This is a genomic window from Paraflavisolibacter caeni, from assembly GCF_025628885.1.
Classification (GTDB): domain Bacteria; phylum Bacteroidota; class Bacteroidia; order Chitinophagales; family Chitinophagaceae; genus Flavisolibacter; species Flavisolibacter caeni.
In genome coordinates this window covers 1-18,023 of record NZ_JAOTIF010000050.1, presented here as the reverse complement: position 1 = coordinate 18,023, position 18,023 = coordinate 1, and the positions used below count along the sequence as shown (strand labels likewise).

Genomic DNA, 18,023 nt, shown 5'->3' with positions numbered 1-18,023 from the left:
GAGCGGGTCGAAGACAAGGTCTATACCGACAAGACGGCCTCCATTTCGGGGGTGCAGTACCGCTACACCAACTCGGTGCCCATCATTGTGGGGGCCAAGTATTACCCTCATACCAATAATGACATGCTGATGCCCTATGTGGGGGCGGGGTTGGGCACCACCTATACCAACCGGGCCACCGACTTTGGGTTGTATCGCATCACCACCAACACCTGGCAGTTTTGCCTGCGGCCGGAGTTGGGGGTCAGGATCAAGGGCCCCTCGGGTATGGATGTGCTGGTGGGGGGCAAGTATTATGCAAATTTCAACAATGATGAACTGGATGGGCAGTCCTTTTTGAGCCTCAATGTGGGCTTTATCTTCCACACCGGCCACTGAGGAGGCGCCTGTCCTTCAAATAGATTCAGGGTGTAATGACAGATAAGCAAATGGCGAGTACAAAGGCCGTGTATTTCCATACATGGCCTTATTTATTGCCCTACATTATTGACGAACGGATCTTTTTGATTTCGGTTAGCAATGAGTTGATTATTGATCGGCATATTCGCTTGGTGTTTTACCATATACCTTTTTAAATTCTTTACTAAAATATTTGCTATCACTATATCCAACAGAATAAGCTATTTCATATACAGCCAAATGCTTTTGTTGCAGAAGGTTAGCTGCTTTTTTGAGACGTAGTGATTTTACAAAGTCGTTCACTGACATAGAGGTCACGGCTTTTAATTTTTTGTACAGCACTGGCTGGCTCATGCCTACCTTCTTCGACAACATATCAACCCCAAAAGAAGGATTGTCCATATGTTCTTCTATCAATTGGATTACCTTGTCTAAAAATTCCTTATCAACGGGATTAACATATGTTTCTGCAACTGCTTCAACCCCTGGTGTATTGATGCCGGCAGATGGAATTAGCTGCTGATTGAATTTTTGCCGCATTTTCTCACGGGATGTCAGCAGATTGCGGACATTCAGTTCCAATACTTTTGTACTGAATGGTTTAGTGATATAGATATCAGCGCCAGTTTCCAGACCACTTACCTGGTCGCTTTGTGAACTTTTAGCAGTGAGTAAAATTACAGGGATATGACTTGTTCTTTCATCAGTTTTTAGCTTATAACAAAGCTGGAAGCCATCCATTTCCGGCATCATCACATCACTGATTATCAGATCAGGAATTTGCTCAATAGCTGATTCCCAGCCTGCTAATCCATGTTCACTTTCTAATATATGATATTTATCCTCTAATGATTCACGTATTAGAGCCCGTAGTTCAGGGTTGTCTTCAGTTATAAGGATAGAGTAGGGCTTCTCCGTTTCTTTACCATTCGATGGAGTCGTGATGGAGACAGGGATTGCCTGTTTCTGTTCTATTTTAATAGCTTCTTTAGCAGTCCTGGTTTCCAGTATATATTGGCTATTTTCAAAGTGTTTATTTCCAGAGAGCAATGTAACTGTAAAGGAGGTTTTACCATCCTTGCCAGGTGTAGCTGGTTCGCTTTCTACAGTGATGGTTCCTTTATGCAGTTCCACAATATTTTTAGACAGTGCCAAGCCAATACCATAGCCAGTATTTTGAACTCCATGATCAGCTACCTGGTAGAAATTAGTAAACAGTTTCTCTATGTATTGTGGGGCAATACCCCTGCCATTATCTGTTACACTTATTTGAATGCAATCGTCTTTCTGTTCCACGTTCATACAGATCTGTCCCCCTTCCGGTGTAAACTTAAAAGCATTCGTAAGCAGGTTAAAGAAAACTTTTTCTAATTGTTCTTTATCAAAATAAAGGAGGGCGGCTTCTGTGTTGTGAATAAACGAAATCCTGATGTTTTTCACCAGCGACAATTCCTGGAAACTGGTATAAATATCCTGCAAAAAAGAAATCAGGTCGTGTTGTGCTATACGAAGTTGTAAATGGTTGGTTTCCGCTTTCCTGAAATCCATCAACTCACTTACTAATTTTAATAAACGGTTTGCATTGCTTTTTACGTTGGTTAGCTGCTGGTAAATCAAGCCATCCTTCTCTTTTGCATCCAACATTTTCTCCACAGGTGCCATGATTAATGTCAGGTGGGTGCGTATCTCGTGGGAAATATTAGTGAAAAAATTCAATTTTGCCTGGTGCAGCTCATCTTCCTTTTTTAATAAGGCTTGTAAGAAGAAAAACCTGGTTACTAAAAAGATAATCGAAGCCAAGATCAGCACATAAATACAATAAGCCCACCAAGTTTGCCAAATAGGAGGTAGTATTGTTATATTCAATACTGCAGGTGTACTCCATACCCCATCATTGTTGGCTCCTTTTACTAAAAACTTGTAGTTGCCAGATGGCAGGTTGGTATAAGTGGCAGATGTGGTGGTTACTTCATTCCAGTTCTTATCAAACCCTTCCAGCTTATAAGCGTATTTGTTTTTGTTGCTTTTAATGAAGTTGAGCAGGGCGTACTCTATGGTAAACACATCCTGGTTGTGCCGGAAAGTTATGTGTTTCGTAATGCTTATATTTTCTTTAAGCAGGTTGTCTTCCCCATTGATCTCAACAGGGGTGTTGAATAATTTTAACCCGGTAAAGACAATGGGAGCAGCATACTTGTTGGTTTCGATTTTGCCTGGAAAAAAACTGTTAAGGCCATTATAGCCGCCAAAGAAAAATTCTCCTTTGCTATCCTTAAAGAAAGAATTATAATTAAACTCATTCCCTGTCAGTCCATCGCTGACCGTATAGGTTTGAAAGCTCTTATGAGAAGGGGTGAACTTTACTAATCCATTATCAGTGCTTAGCCACAAGTGCTTATTATCATCTTCCAATATGCCAAGCACATTATTATTGGGCAAACCTTCTTTTTCTGTATAATGAATAAGTCTTTCTTTTTTTATGTCATACATGGCCAACCCACCATAATACAAGCCTGCCCAAATATTTCCTTTTGAATCTTCTTTGATGCAATTGATTTGATCAGGGCTTATTTCCTGAACCTTGTTCTGGTTCAAAACATACAGTCCAGATGCCGTGCCGATCCATATTCTATTTTGGGAATCTTCCATTAAAGCTTTCGCCAGTCCAGTAATTTTCGCCTCTTTCAATACTGCGTTATTAAATGGTACCAATAGACCGTTCTTCCTCTGTAATAGGAGTAAGCCTGAAGTGGTACCTGCCCAAAATCTTCCCTGGCTGTCCTCCAGCAGTGAAACCACTTCACTATTCAGCGTCTCCGGGTCATTATCCTTAAATAAAAACCTTTTAAATGTTTTCCTATCTGGTTCAAATAAGTTTAATCCGCCACCATGAGTGCCAGCCCAGATATTCCCATCCTTATCCTTGTACACTACTTTTACCAGATTAGAACCCAGACTTGAGGGCTCATTTAATTTATTTTTATAAACTGTATACAAGCCTGTTTTCCTGTTGAAATAATTCAGCCCGCCACCCTCAGTGCCGATCCATAAATTATGTTGATCGTCTTCCACAACGCTGCTGACCACATTGTTGCTAATACTGGAGTGATTCTCCCTGCTTTGCATGATCGTGAAGTGGGTAGTATAAGAATAAATGATATTAACACCGCCAAAATAAGTCCCTGCCCAAATTGAACCATGGGCATCTTCAAAAAGGCTGTGAATGGAGTTCTGGCTTAGACTTTTTTTATTACCTGCATCATACTGGTATGAATTAATGTTTTTACTGACGGGGTCGATGATGCTTAAACCTTCCTGGGTGCCAACCCATAGTTTTCCTGTTTTGTCGGAAATAATTTTGCGGATATTATTATTAATGATACTGAAAGGTGGGGCTGTAGAAAAATGAGAAAACAAACCCGAGGATGGGTTAAATACATTAACCCCGCTGTTTTGTGTGCCGATCCATAAATTTTGCCGAATGTCTTCCGCAATGGTGGTAATGTAATCAGCGCTGAGGCTGCCAGGATTTTTAGGATCGTGCCGGAAGGTTTCATATTGGTATTGGCCATTCGATCTTTTCATTTTTGTCAATCCGTTATTTGTGCCAATCCATAATTGACCAATATGATCTTCAAAAATGCTGCGGATATTGTTGCCTGCAATTCCATTGGTGTTATCGGCGGGAAAAAAATGGAAGGTGCTATTTTGCCGATTGGTTAACAGGTAGAGGCCGTTTGAGGTTCCAACCCAGAGATTTTGTTTCTTGTCTTCATAAAGACAGGTGATTCTGCTGGCCTGGTTGGTGAACTTTTTAGTGTTTAACGAGATTCTTTCGAACGCATCTTTTTGGGGATTGTATTTATTCAATCCATGATCTGTGCCGATCCAAAGTGTACCGTTTGCTTCACATAATAGAGACTGGATATTATTTCCTGAGATACTGGTGCTATCTGACCGGTTCGTTTTATAGATACTGAAACGATGGCCATCATAGCGGTTAAGGCCATTGTCGGTACCAAACCACATAAAGCCCCGGCTGTCCTGGGTTATCGCTAAAACAGCATTATTGGACAATCCTTGTTCAACTGTAAGGTGGTTGAAAGCAATGTTTTGTCCGCTCATCACCTGGGAAATAATTAAGCAGGCTGTTAAGCAAATAATTAGTTTCAGTAGTGATAATAAATTATGGGCTCTCTCTCCAGCAATCATGCCGCAATCTACAATAATTAAGACCAAAAAAAATCGGAAACCGCCTCTGTTTTATGAGTGATTTCTCCTTAAAAGAAAAAAATAATTATTGATAATCACGTAGTTGTGTATTGTGTTTATAAAATTACCCCTATTCTTTTAGGATTTTCTCCCTGTGTTTTTGGGTTTGCCTTCGAATTTTATCTGGTAACAAAAACGGCAGTTAAATTAAAAGTGATTCTAATGCCTGGTTTTGTTGCAACAAACTTTATTCATTCTAAAAGTTAATGCTTATGCGATTGCTGCAATTTGTTGGGAAGTCCTGTTATTCAAAAAATGTAGCGGGGATTTTATTGATCTTTTTCTCTCCTTTCTTACTAATGGCACAGACCAAAACCCTGAGCGGTTCTGTGACCGACGAAAGTGGCCAGCCCCTGGCCGGAGTATCCGTGACCATAAAAAATACGGGGAGAGGCGCCAGTACGGATAATAAGGGCAAATTTTCCCTCAGTATAGCAACAGGTGATACCCTGGTTGTTTCCTCCGTTAATCATGAAACACTGAAGTTGGCCGTTGGCGGTCAAACAGTTATTCCTATTATCTTAAAAGCAAAGAATGGAAAATTAGACGAAGTGGTGGTAGTAGGTTATGGTACTAAAAGCAAACGTGATATCGGTGGCGCTGTATTGGCCGTAGATCAAAAGTTATTAAAAGACCGGCCGGTAAGCAATACGATGGCTGCTTTACAAGGTGCAGCCCCCGGGCTTGTAATTACCCGTACCAGCGGACAGCCAGGCCGTGAAGGATGGTCCGCCAATATCAGGGGTATCACCTCTCTTGGGGCCGGTAACGCACCACTTGTGATTATTGATGGAGTGGAAGGGGATCTGAATGCGTTAAATCCCAATGACATTTTGAATATATCCGTATTGGAAGATGCCGCATCGGCTTCCATTTATGGGGCAAAAGCCGGCGGTGGTGTGATCCTCGTAACCACAAAGGGCGGAAGGATGAATCAGAAGGCTAAAATAGATCTCACTTCGATGTACACCTATCGCACACCCTATGCAAGGCCCGATTTAATTAGTTCCAGAAGACAGGCTGAATTGCAAAACATCGCAAAAATCAATGGAGGTGCCAACCCGGATTTTACAGATCAGCAACTGGAGTGGCTAGACGATCCCAATGTTAATGATGTATGGAATACAAATACAAGGTCCTGGGACTATTATTATAATTATAACCTGGCTGATATCCTAATGCGTAAACAAAGCCCGCAGCGAAACATTAACCTTTCGGTAAGCGGCGGAGGTGATAAATCATCCTACCTGTTTTCAGTGGGTTACCTGGATCAGCAGGGTATATTTAAATTCGGGCCTGACCAATATAATAAGTTCAATGCCCGGATCAACTACAACTCCAAGCTTTCAAATATTTTTAGCGTAGACTCCCGTATTTCTTTTACAAAAGAAAATATTGATGCGCCTCCTGTAGGCGTCACAGGAGAGGGATTGATGTATAATGTTTATTCCATCAGGGCTTCACGGAACCCTATTTTTACGCCCGGAACCGATGAGACCAAATATGCTTTTATCGGTACCATCTCAAATGCCTATCCCATACTCAAGGATGGCGGATATGATTACGAAGACAAATACAATATCAATGGTGTTTTCAGCGTATCGGCCAAGCAGGTTTTGAAAGGATTGGATCTGAAAGCGGTGTATAGCCCGGGGGTTGTACTTTCTGACCGGGAGGTCTTCAGCAGAACCATCCCGCGTTGGACGATTGATCAAAATATGACTCCCGTTCCCGGTAATCCGATTAACCAGATCAATTCATTGAATAAAACCAGTCCGAATACTATTACGCAAAATTTTTATACTACGGCTGATTATGATTATAAAATCAATGCGCACCACTTTCATTTATTAGGTGGGTATGAGTTTAAGACGTATAAATTTGACTGGTTTCAGGCCATACAGAGGGGGTTGTTGTTGAATGATTTTCCTACGCTCAACTATACAAGCCTTGCGACTGCCGATATCAATAACGTAAAAGATAATATACAGGTTAATACATGGCTGTCTTACTTCGGCCGGTTATCATATGATTTTAGCAAGAAGTATTATTTTGAAGGAACACTGCGTAGGGATGGAAGTTCCCGTCTTGCACCGGGCAATAAATTCCAAACTTTCTATGCCGGTAATGTATTCTGGAGAGCTACAGAGGAGGAATGGGTTAAAAAAGCACTGCCCTGGGCTAATGAGTTGAAAATTGGAGTTTCTTATGGTACTGCAGGTGGTGCCCAAACTTCAAACCCCAATGCCAACAACTACGATTTTCAGCCATTCCTTACACAGGGTTTCTATCCTTTCAACGACTCCCGGACAGCCTATTTCTACCAGAGCTATCTTCCTGCAGAGGGCAAAGCCTGGGAAGTAATTGAAACGGCCAATTTAGGTGTGGACCTTGAATTGTTTAAAAGAAGGCTCCGTTTTCACTACGATTATTTCATTAAAACCAATAATAACGTATTTGTTGCACAAGCCTTACCTGCTCTTCTGGGTGTAACCCCTAATGCGGCAAACCTGGCTGCAGTACGGGTAAAAGGCTGGGGCGCTAGTGTTAACTGGACAGATCGGTTTAAGAATGGAAGCTATTTTATAACAGCTAACCTGAGTGATGATAGAAATAAAGTGGTCCGTTATGACGGCTCAATTTCCTACAATGCAGGTATTAATGCTAGTATACCGGGCCTGTCCACTAACTCTATTTATGGCTACAAGGCCGATGGATATTTTGATGATAGTCGTGAACTGACCGGATATCCTGTGCGTACACCCGGTACCGGTATTGGAGATATTAAACTGGTTGATGTAAACAGTGACGGCAAGATAAATTCCGGGATCAATACGGCATCAGATCACGGAGATTTAGTGTACCTAGGCAATACCAACTCCCGCTATGTTTTTGGTTTTAATGCAGGCGCAAGCTGGAAGGGGTTTGATTTCTCCATCTTGTTTAATGGTGTGGGTAAGCGAAGCATATTGCTGGAGCCCTACTCCACCATGGCCTTTTACGACGGTTGGCGGATGCCATGGGCTATTCATGAAGACTACTGGACACCGGAAAACCCGAATGCTAAATTTCCCAAAATTCGTATTGCTGACAGGATCAATGATCAGATCTCTTCGCATTGGATACAGGATGCAAGTTATATCCGTCTGAAAAATCTACAAGTAGGATACACACTGGGGCAAAATGTGCATAAATTAAAATACATGGGCGACATACGTCTTTACTTTTCGGGGCAGGATCTATGGGAGAAAACCGGCATGTGGTTCAATTACGTAGACCCGGAAAATACAGATAGGGTTAGTTTTAGCTATCCTCTATGGCGTAGTTATTCTTTAGGGTTGAATGTGAGTTTTTAAATGCTCCTGTATTATTTAAAAAATTTGTATAAACGATTAAAGTTTTTATTACAATGAAAATATTATTAAATAAATATTACCTAGTAAGCTGCGTTACTGTAATTAGTGCCAGCCTGCTGCTAGGTAGTTGCACCAAGCAACTGGATCAGGTTTCGGAAACCAATATTAATGATGCGATTTTTTGGAAAGATTCAAGCCACCTGATCATGGCGACGAATTATCTCTATACCAGCCTGCCTGATTTCAATACGCCGCTGGAAGAGCTTTATAGTGACTTTGCATTAGACATTCGTACCCCCACTGTCAATGCAATAAGCGAAGGCTCACGAACAGCTCCATCCAGTGACGGGCAATGGAACGGCGCTTATAATATAATTGGTGCAGCTCATAATATAATAGAAAAATCAGTAAGCATTCCGGATGGCCCAATGAAAACCTATTGCATTGCACAGGCTCGATTTTTCAGGGCCTTGTCTTACTTCCGTCTCGTGAGGGCGTATGGCGATGTGCCTTATATTAATAGAACTATTACTGGTCGTGAAGACAAGGCTTTATATACGCCAAGAACAGACAGGAGGGCTGTCGTTGACTCCATTTATGCTGACCTGGATTTTGCCGCAGCCGTTTGCCCACAGGCAGACCAGATACCCGGCACTACAGGTACGACAGGCCAACCCGGCAGAGAATATGGCCGTATAACTCGCAGTGCGGCGCTGGCACTTAAGTCCAGGGTGGCACTGTATGAGGGTAGCTGGGAGAAATTTCATGGAGAACCTGAATTAAGTGGAACCAAAGACCCGGACAAACATTTTAGAATTGCCAAAGAGGCCGCAAAGACGATAATGACTGAGAATAAACATAGCCTGTATACAAGCGATGGCAATCTTAGTTATCAAAATCTATTCAGATATCCCGGCGAAACATACGCTAAGAATAAAGAAAATATTTTGGTACGGCTCTATGGGAAAAGCCTGTCAGAAAATATTGCTTCTCATGCCTACCTGCGCCCATCGTTAACAGACGGAGGCAATGCCGCAACCCGTGCTTTTGTAACGCTTGCACTTTACTCTGATGGTTTGCCAGTCGGAAAATCTCCATTAGACTCCAATGGCAAGGAAACAAGCCTGCTTACTGATTATCAAAACCGTGACCCAAGATTAACACAGACCTTGTTCAAACCAGGTGATCCTTATGCATCTATCTCCGGTACTAATCCTACTTATGGCAATACCTATTATTACCATCAACAGAAATACTGGACCGGCCAGGCTGACTTTTTAAATCCTACTGTATTCCTGGATTATATGGTCATTCGTTATGCAGAGGTATTGCTGAACTATGCCGAAGCCACTTATGAATTAAACAGTAGTATATCAGATGAAGACCTCAATAATACTATCAACCTGTTGCGTAAACGGGCTACCAATAATGACAATTCCAAGCTGGCCTTATTGACAAATGATTTTGTGAACGCCAACGGGTTGAATATGCGGGAAGAAATACGGAGAGAGCGTTCGGTTGAACTTGCGTATGAGGGATTCCGTTATTGGGATCTGATCCGGTGGAAAACAGCAGAGACAGAGCTTCCGAAACCTTTGCTGGAGCGTAAATATTTTGACAATGTAAATTATGGCGGCAGTACAAAGCCACCCCTGATCAATGGATATGTACTTTTCCAAGCTGCTGATAAAAGAAAATTTGATAAGAGCAAAGATTATCTGTCGCCGATACCAACAGGACAGATCGGGTTAAGCAATGGCACATTGACGCAAAATCCTAACTGGCAGTAATATTATTTTTGGAGATCATATAAAACCGGTGGTTGTTAGAGCATTTGATATACATGTGAGGTTAATAAAGTCAATCAAAACAACCACCGGTATAATCCTTGAAAGATGAAAATGGAAGCGGGGAGTTTATTGTATAGAAGTACAGCAGGGTGATGAACGTGAAATCATAAGAGTAATAAAACTATAACGTAAAGGCCTTAGGTCTTCTTAAGAAAAGATAAAATGTGTGATGAATAAATTTTTTTTGATAGTAGTATTGCTTTTCACAGGAAAGGCAAAAGCTTATGAACCTCGTGATCTCTTGCAAAAGAAAGCCACGCTACAACAGGTAAAAACAAGCCTCGTTTCAAAAGATCAATGGATAAAATATCCTGCTTATGCCAACTGTGCAGCATGGGATAAATTGACTGGTCCTTTAAAAAAGGAGTTAATACAGGAAGGTGAAAAGTATTTAAACTATGAATGGAAAGTAATAAGGGCGACAGACTACCTGGAGTATGAACGAAGCGGCAGCAGGGTAGCAATGGAAAATCCATTTGGCAGTAACAATACAGCGTTAAGCCACTTATTGCTGGCAGAACTGGCCGAAGGCAAAGGTCGTTTTATGGATCAAGTTATCAATGGTGTTTGGCAGGCTTGTGAAATGTCGTCCTGGGCATTGTCGGCACATTTGGGCGCACAAAAATCAAGGCGTTCGCTTCCCGATTTCAATGAACAGATCATTGATCTGACGTCTGGTGACCTAGGGGCGTTTTTATCATGGGCCTGGTATTTTTTGCACAATGAGTGGGATAAAACAAATCCGGTGATCAGTTCAAAATTGCGCAATAACATAGAGCAACGAATTCTTCAACCCTATATGGCGCGCAGCGATTATTGGTGGCAGGCCTTCAATTACAAGCCCGGTATGCTGGTAAATAACTGGAATCCGTGGTGCAATTTCAATGTGCTCACATGTTTTTTATTGCTGGAAGACGATGCAGATAAATTATCGGCAGCAGTTCATCGCACGATGATAAGCGTTGATAAGTTTATTAATTATACTAACGAGGACGGCGCCTGTGAAGAAGGTCCTTCTTACTGGGGACATGCTGCCGGTAAGTTATACGACTACCTGCAACTTTTAAGTTATGCTACCAATGAGCAGATAAATATTTTTAATGAGCCGATGATCAAAAACATGGGAGAATATATCGCCCGCAGTTATATAGGCAATGGTTGGGTAGTGAACTTTGCCGATGCTTCAGCTAAGGGTGGGGGAGAGCCTGGCGTAATCTACCGTTATGGCAAAGCCGTTGGAAGCATTGATATGCAAAAGTTTGCAGCTTATTTGGTAAACAATAAACAAGGCAATAATGAAGTCAATGCCGGAAGAGATTTTTTCAGAACGATTGAAAATATATCATCTTACCATGAGTTACTGAAAACAGCCCTTGCACTACCATCTGCTACATGTTCATGGTACCCGCAAACCCAGTTTTGCTATATGAAAAACAAAGCTGGTTTCTTCTTTGCTGCAAAAGGGGGGTATAATAATGAAAGCCATAATCATAATGATGTTGGTACTTTTTCTTTGTATGTTGATGAAACGCCTGTATTTATTGATGCTGGTGTTGGTACTTACACCCGGCAAACTTTTAGCAGTGAACGGTACAGCATCTGGACGATGCAAAGCAATTATCATAATCTACCTATGATCAATGGAATGCCACAGCAATTCGGTTCTCAGTACCGGGCAAAGGATGTGGTGTTTGATGCAAAAAAATCTTTACTAACCATGGACATCAGCGGCGCTTACAATAAAGAAGCGGCTGTCAATAGTTGGGTACGCAGTTACACCTTATCTCCAACAGGCGGGCTTGTCATTGAAGATGTTTTTCAAATGACTGCGGCAAAAGCAGCCAACCAGGTAAATTTTATGACCTGGGCCAAACCTGATATAAGCCAGGCCGGCGTTGTGCTCATTGAAAAAGATAATAGGCGAATAAAAATGGATTACGATGCATCACTGTTTGAGGTGAGTATTGAAACCATACCACAAACTGATCCCCGTTTGTCAAAAGTATGGGGAAGTGAACTGTATCGGTTATCCCTTACCGCTAAAAAACAATTATTGAGAGGGAAGTATAAATTCACAATCAATAAATATTAAATGTAAATGCAAGCGGATCAAGCAGATAATTTGCCAAATCTGCCTTTTAGTATAAAATAACAATATGAACTAAACGGCACCTAATAATATACTCATTTTAAATACATTGATTCAGTAATGAAAAAAATTACATTGTTTCTTGCAGCAGTTTGCGCAGTATATTGTCTGCAGGCTCAAACAACTGCAACCAAAGAGAAGATGCGGCAGTTGATAACAGAAAACTATGCACTAGCAGATTCGCAATATCGCTACATGATGACGCTGACGCCGGCGGATAAAATGCCACAGAGCTATGATGAGAAAAGCAATAAATTTATAGCCTATAATATACAATGGTGGTGCACCGGATTCTACCCGGGTACACTTTGGTACATCTTTGAGCAAACCAGGGATGAGGTCATTAAAAAAGAAGCCGAAAGAGCTTTGCGGGTGATAGAGCCCAACCAGACCTTTACCGGTAACCACGACCTGGGGTTCATGATGTATTGCAGTTTTGGAAATGCCTACCGTATCACTAAAAATGAAAAATACAGAGACATTATTTTTCGCTCGTCACAATCGTTGGCTACCCGCTACCGGCCTTCTATAAAAGCTATTCAATCATGGGACAGCTCTATGCGGTTTAAATGCCCTGTGATCATTGACAATATGATGAACCTTGAAATGCTGTGCTGGACCACTCAACAGGGTGGCAAGAAGACATATTGGGATATGGCTGTCAACCATGCCAATACCACGCTAAAAAACCATTTCCGGTCCGACTACAGTTCTTTTCACGTAATTGATTACAACCTGCAAACCGGAGGCGTGTACCGTAAGGCCACCTGGCAGGGCGGTTCTGATTGTTCGCCCTGGGCAAGAGGCCAGGGATGGGGCCTGTATGGTTATGTAATGATGTACCGCTTTACAAAAGATAAGGCCTATTTGAACCAGGCCCGCCATATTGCCCAATTTATTTTGCATCATCCCAATTTGCCGGCTGATAAAATTCCTTACTGGGATTTTAATGCTCCCCTGATACCGTTGGCCAAAAGAGATGCCTCTGCCGGGTCATTGATTGCTTCGGCCTTATTGGAGCTAGGACAATACACCAGCGGGGAGGAAAGAACTGCCTATATCAGCAATGCGGAGGTGATGCTGAACTCCTTATCAAGTGAGACCTACCGTGCAAAGCCAGGAGAGAATGGAGGCTTTTTATTAAAGCATAGTACTGGCGCTCTTCCGCAAAATTCTGAAATTGATGTGCCGCTTATTTATGCCGACTATTATTTTCTGGAAGCATTGAAAAGATATAAGGATTGGTACTTGTAAAAAAGAGATAGGATAATTGTTATTTACATCCATGCTGTAACTGATGAATGTTATTTACTTCATAAGAAACATCTACTTTATAAAATAAATACAAAGAATGATCATAAGATTTTCAGTAATTATTTTGCTCTTTTCACTCTGTATTTCAACAACCGGAATTGCACAAAAACAAAATATAAAAACAAAGCCGCAGGAGAAAGTGGTTGTCACAGGTGCACAGGATCGTGAATACTGGAGTAACCTGTTATACAAAATAGCATCGCCTGTAATTTTGAATTTGGCTAATGGAACCCTGAAGAAAAATATGCCGGTAGAAAAAGCCCCTGGCTATGGACTGGATGATACAAAAGTAACTTATCTGGAAGCTGTGGGACGAACTATGGCAGGCATAGCACCCTGGCTTTCTTTACCCGATGATGGCACTAAGGAAGGCAAAATGCGTAAGCAATTGCGGGAAGCACTCTTGAAAGGCATTACCCATGCGGTAGATCCTAACCATCCCGATTATTTAAACTTCAGAACAGAACAACAACCCATTGTGGATGCTGCTTACATAGCACAAGCGTTTTTAAGAGCGCCCAAAGCCTTGTGGGAGCCGCTTGATTCAGTTACAAAGAAAAGAGTAGCTGAGGAATTCAAAGCATTACGAACAAGAACAGGTGCTTATAATAATTGGTTGTTGTTTGCTGGAATTAATGAAGTGTTTTTATTGAGTATCGGTGAGCAACCCGATCCGGTGCGTATTGAATTTGCCAAAAGAAAAATACTGGAGTGGTACCAGGGTGATGGTTGGTACAGCGATGGCCCCAGTTTCAGCATGGACTATTATAACAGTTATGTAATACACCCGATGCTGGTTGATTTTTTTAAAGTATTATCTGATAAAAAAAGGATCAAAGCCGAAGATTATGAAACAGCAGTGAAGCGAATGGTCCGTTATGCAGAATTTACAGAGCGCTTCATTGCACCTGATGGAAGCTATCCTCCATTTGGTCGCTCCATTACATACCGCACTGCTGCCTTCCAGGCATTGGCGCAAACAGCCTTGATGGAAAAATTACCGGAATATATTGCACCGGCGCAGGTACGTAGTGGATTAACAGCTGTGATGCACCGTATCTATGATGGCTGCAATAATTTTGACAGCAACGGATGGTTGGTATTGGGCTTTTGCGGCCATCAACCACAGATTGCCGATTATTACACTTCTACAGGAAGTTTATACATGGCTACGCTTGGTTTTCTTACATTAGGTCTTCCGGCTGATCATAAATTCTGGACCGATCCTGCTTCAGACTGGACCTCCAAAAAAGCCTGGAGCAGCCAGCCGTTTAAAAAAGATTATCATGTAGATTATTGATAGAAGATTATTCCCGGTGGCAGCAATGGCTGCCGGGAAAGGATTGGTGCAGAATATCCTTCCCTTTCGAGTTATTGCCAGGCATTTTCCTTTTTCGTTGAAATGACTACTAATGGCTTTTTTGATAGTTATACAGAGTTCATCTCCTCCAAAATCATGCTTTAAATCACATACCGCCGTATGTATGTGATTGCCATTAAATCATTCGAATCATTCATATTGGACAGAAACCTTTGCTGACTGGAGTTCGCGCAAGGCTTGGGGAGGGCTGCCGTTTAAGAACTATTATGCTGTTGATTATTAAAATGAACTAACTTAATTAAATGCTAAAAAGCTAAAGTTAGTCACCATAGATTTCAAAATATATCCGGTTAGGTAATGTATTAACATTATACACAATGATAGGTTTACAATTATATATCAAGAAAACATTGAAGGTTGTTGCTTTTATTTTTTCATTGTTGTTTTCGCTTTCTGTATTTTCTCAAAATAAACACAGTTTTTCATTTTCATCTTCAGCATTTATCCTGGATAATAAACCATTTAGAATCATCAGTGGTGAGTTACATCCAGCCCGAATTCCCAAAGAATATTGGCGGCATCGCATACAGATGACAAAGGCTATGGGGTGTAACACAATTGCTATGTATGTGTTCTGGAACTACCATGAAAAGGAGCCGGGCCAGTTTGATTTTACAACCGACAATAGAAATATCGCAGACTTTCTAAAAATATGTGCAGAAGAAAAAATGTGGGTGCTGTTGCGCCCAGGGCCCTATGTATGTGGAGAGTGGGATTTCGGTGGTCTTCCACCATATCTTTTGCGTATACCGGATATTAAAATCCGATGCATGGACAGTCATTATTTGGAAGCAGTCAAACGATATGTGAGCCGATTATCCTCTATTGTCAAACCCTATCTTGTTACAAATGGTGGCAATATCCTAATGGTGCAGATTGAAAATGAATATGGCAGTTTTGCCAATGACCGCAATTACCTTGAAACATTACGTGGTTATTGGACGAGCAATGGCATTAATACTCCTTTTTACACAGCAGATGGCGCCACGCCTTTTATGCTGGAAGCTGGTTCTTTACCAGGGGTGGCCGTTGGGCTCGATCCTGGTTCCAGCCAAGGCAACTATACACTGGCTGCTCAAGTAAATCCTGGCGTTCCGGTTTTCAGCAGCGAAACTTATCCCGGTTGGCTTACCCACTGGGGTGAGAAGTGGGCCAGGCCTGATACAACTTCATTGCTGAAAGAAGTTAAGTTTATGCTTGACAGCAATCTTTCCTTTAACTTCTATGTCATTCACGGAGGTACCAATTTTGGCTTTACAGCTGGTGCCAATGCTTTTAGTGCTACGCAATATCAGCCGGATGTTACCAGTTATGATTATGATGCACCTATAAATGAACAGGGAAGGGCCACGCCAAAATATTATGCCATCCGCAGGCTGATCAATCAATATGTAAAAAATATACCTGAAATACCTGCGCCTGTTCCTGCAATGAATATTCCAGAAATTAATATGCAACCTTTTTCATCATTATGGAGCAACTTGCCTAAGCCAGTTGCATCTGTTCAACCGAAACCATTTGAGTATTATGGACAGGATCATGGCATGATGGTGTATAAGACTAAATTAATTGGCCACAAAAGTGGTAAGCTCACTATTTGGGAACCACATGATTATGCTCTTGTGTTTTTAAACGGGATGTTCATTGATACCGTTTTCCGGGATGGGGGGAATTGGACAGTGGATCTTCCAAAGACTAATGTGAAAGATCCTGTGTTGGAGATACTGGTTGAAGGCATGGGGCACATCAATTTTGCCCAATTTATGATTGACAGAAAGGGCATAACGGACAGAGTTACTCTAAATGGCATGACATTGATGAACTGGGAAGTTTTTTCATTGCCATTTGATTATCGATATGTCCTGGGATTAAAACCTTCGGCCATTGATATAGCCCGCCGTGGAAACTTTTTTAAAGGCAGTTTCAATTTGCAGCAAACGGCTGATACTTATATTGATATGAGTCAATATAAAAAAGGTATTGTATGGGTGAATGGTCATAACCTGGGACGCTACTGGTATATCGGTCCACAACAGAGATTGTATTGTCCTGCATCCTGGTTAAAAAAAGGAATGAATGAGATTCTTGTTTTTGACTTACTAGAAACCGAAGCAAAGCGCATCCGTGGTAAAGAGACTCCGGAATAAAAACATATAACACTCTTTTCTTTTTACTGCTGAAAAAGATCCAGGTTCTACTCTTTTAAATATATAGTGGGTAGAGGGAATGACGAATGATTCGAATCCGTCAGGGGCGGACAAGTTTGAATTACGAATAAAGAGACAGAGGAGTCGGGGTTTGATAGGAGATTGAGAAAGGGGTAAGAAAAGATGCTTTTTAGAGGTTTAGGAACGAAGGTGGCATACTGTTGCCCTACTCTAGGTATACTGATGGTATGCTTCAGGTATACTTGAGGTACGAAGGATCCCTACTTGAAAGCTGGAGCTGTAGAGGACAAAAGCGGCCATTTCCTGCCATTTTCTGCCAAATCGGCCACGAGATTTTTGGTTGTGGGTGGGGGGCAGTAGCTTTAGGGGGAAATGAAAAAAGATGAAACAGCTTTACATTGACAACAGGACCCGCTTGGTGGTGGTGGATGGCAAAGTGATGTCCCGGCTGCTGCTGGGTATCATTAGGGGCTCGATTGGGAAGTGCTTTGTGGTGAAGCATTATAGGGGCAACAAGAAAAAGAAGTTAAAGAAAAGGATCGTGATCACCCGCTACCCCGACATGAGTGGGGTGGTGGCTTCTGAAAAGCAAAGGGTAAGGAGGGATTTGTTTAAGGAGGCAGTGGTGTATGCCCAGTGGATCCTCTCTGATAAGGAAAGGAAGGAGGCCTTCAGGAAATCACTTCCCAGGAAGAAGAGGAAGCATGTCTACCAGGCGGCCATCCGGTTGTATATGAACATGCAGGGAGACAAGCAGTGGCTGAGAAAGCAGCTGGCAGTGAGGGGGATGATGAGCACGGGCAGAAGGGAGATGGTGGAGTTTGTGAATGGGCAATGGATGGTGGGGAATGGAGCAATGAAAGGTGTGCATGGTGATGGAGGGAATAGTTGGGAACAGGTGGGAGCCTGGAAGGTGGTGTTGCAGAAGGAAGAGGGAGTGGGGCTTGAGGTGGTAGGTGTTTGTGGAAAGGAGCCGGGAGATGTAGAAGTATTGCGGATTTAGGAGATGGTGTTGGCGGAAGTAGGTCGTTTTTGTTGAAGTGTGTGCGGTAGTCAAGGTAGCCTTTAGTTGTTTGTGTAAATAGAATTTCTGTTTCTGTATTAGCGGGTCAAATAAAGCGATTGGGTTGAAGG

At 41.9% G+C, this 18,023-nt stretch carries 9 protein-coding genes; 8 read left to right on the top strand and 1 reads right to left on the bottom strand.

Annotated features, from left to right (window positions below; translation table 11 throughout):
• On the top strand, nt 1-378 hold a 378-nt coding region (locus OCK74_RS27210; RefSeq protein WP_279300277.1), incomplete at its 5' end, for a hypothetical protein.
• Between the two features lie 150 nt (nt 379-528).
• On the opposite strand, the gene OCK74_RS27205 is transcribed toward OCK74_RS27210, so the two are convergent.
• On the bottom strand, nt 529-4,524 hold the full coding sequence (locus tag OCK74_RS27205; RefSeq protein WP_279300276.1) for a two-component regulator propeller domain-containing protein: 3,996 nt from the start codon (nt 4,522-4,524) through the stop codon (nt 529-531).
• 359 nt (nt 4,525-4,883) lie between these two features.
• Here OCK74_RS27205 and OCK74_RS27200 point away from each other — a divergent pair, with 359 nt between their 5' ends.
• The 7 genes from OCK74_RS27200 (at nt 4,884) to OCK74_RS27170 (ending at nt 17,892) form a co-directional block, all read left to right on the top strand.
• Complete coding sequence (locus OCK74_RS27200; protein ID WP_279300275.1) at nt 4,884-8,027, top strand: SusC/RagA family TonB-linked outer membrane protein; 3,144 nt, start codon at nt 4,884-4,886, stop codon at nt 8,025-8,027.
• 53 nt (nt 8,028-8,080) lie between these two features.
• Nucleotides 8,081-9,817: a RagB/SusD family nutrient uptake outer membrane protein gene (locus OCK74_RS27195; protein WP_279300274.1), complete on the top strand. Its 1,737-nt coding sequence runs from the start codon at nt 8,081-8,083 to the stop codon at nt 9,815-9,817.
• Nucleotides 9,818-10,046: 229 nt separating this feature from the next.
• Nucleotides 10,047-11,969: a heparinase II/III domain-containing protein gene (locus tag OCK74_RS27190; RefSeq protein ID WP_279300273.1), complete on the top strand. Its 1,923-nt coding sequence runs from the start codon at nt 10,047-10,049 to the stop codon at nt 11,967-11,969.
• A 117-nt stretch (nt 11,970-12,086) separates the two neighbouring features.
• The gene (locus OCK74_RS27185; protein WP_279300272.1) at nt 12,087-13,280 is read left to right on the top strand and encodes a glycoside hydrolase family 88 protein; all 1,194 of its coding nucleotides are present in this window, start codon (nt 12,087-12,089) and stop codon (nt 13,278-13,280) included.
• Between the two features lie 97 nt (nt 13,281-13,377).
• Complete coding sequence (locus tag OCK74_RS27180; protein ID WP_279300271.1) at nt 13,378-14,640, top strand: DUF2264 domain-containing protein; 1,263 nt, start codon at nt 13,378-13,380, stop codon at nt 14,638-14,640.
• A gap of 398 nt (nt 14,641-15,038) precedes the next feature.
• Complete coding sequence (locus OCK74_RS27175) at nt 15,039-16,868, top strand: glycoside hydrolase family 35 protein (RefSeq protein WP_279300270.1); 1,830 nt, start codon at nt 15,039-15,041, stop codon at nt 16,866-16,868.
• A 403-nt stretch (nt 16,869-17,271) separates the two neighbouring features.
• A complete protein-coding gene (locus OCK74_RS27170) occupies nt 17,272-17,892 on the top strand; it encodes a hypothetical protein (RefSeq protein WP_279300269.1) in 621 nt (206 codons plus the stop codon).
• Nucleotides 17,893-18,023 lie beyond the last annotated feature (131 nt).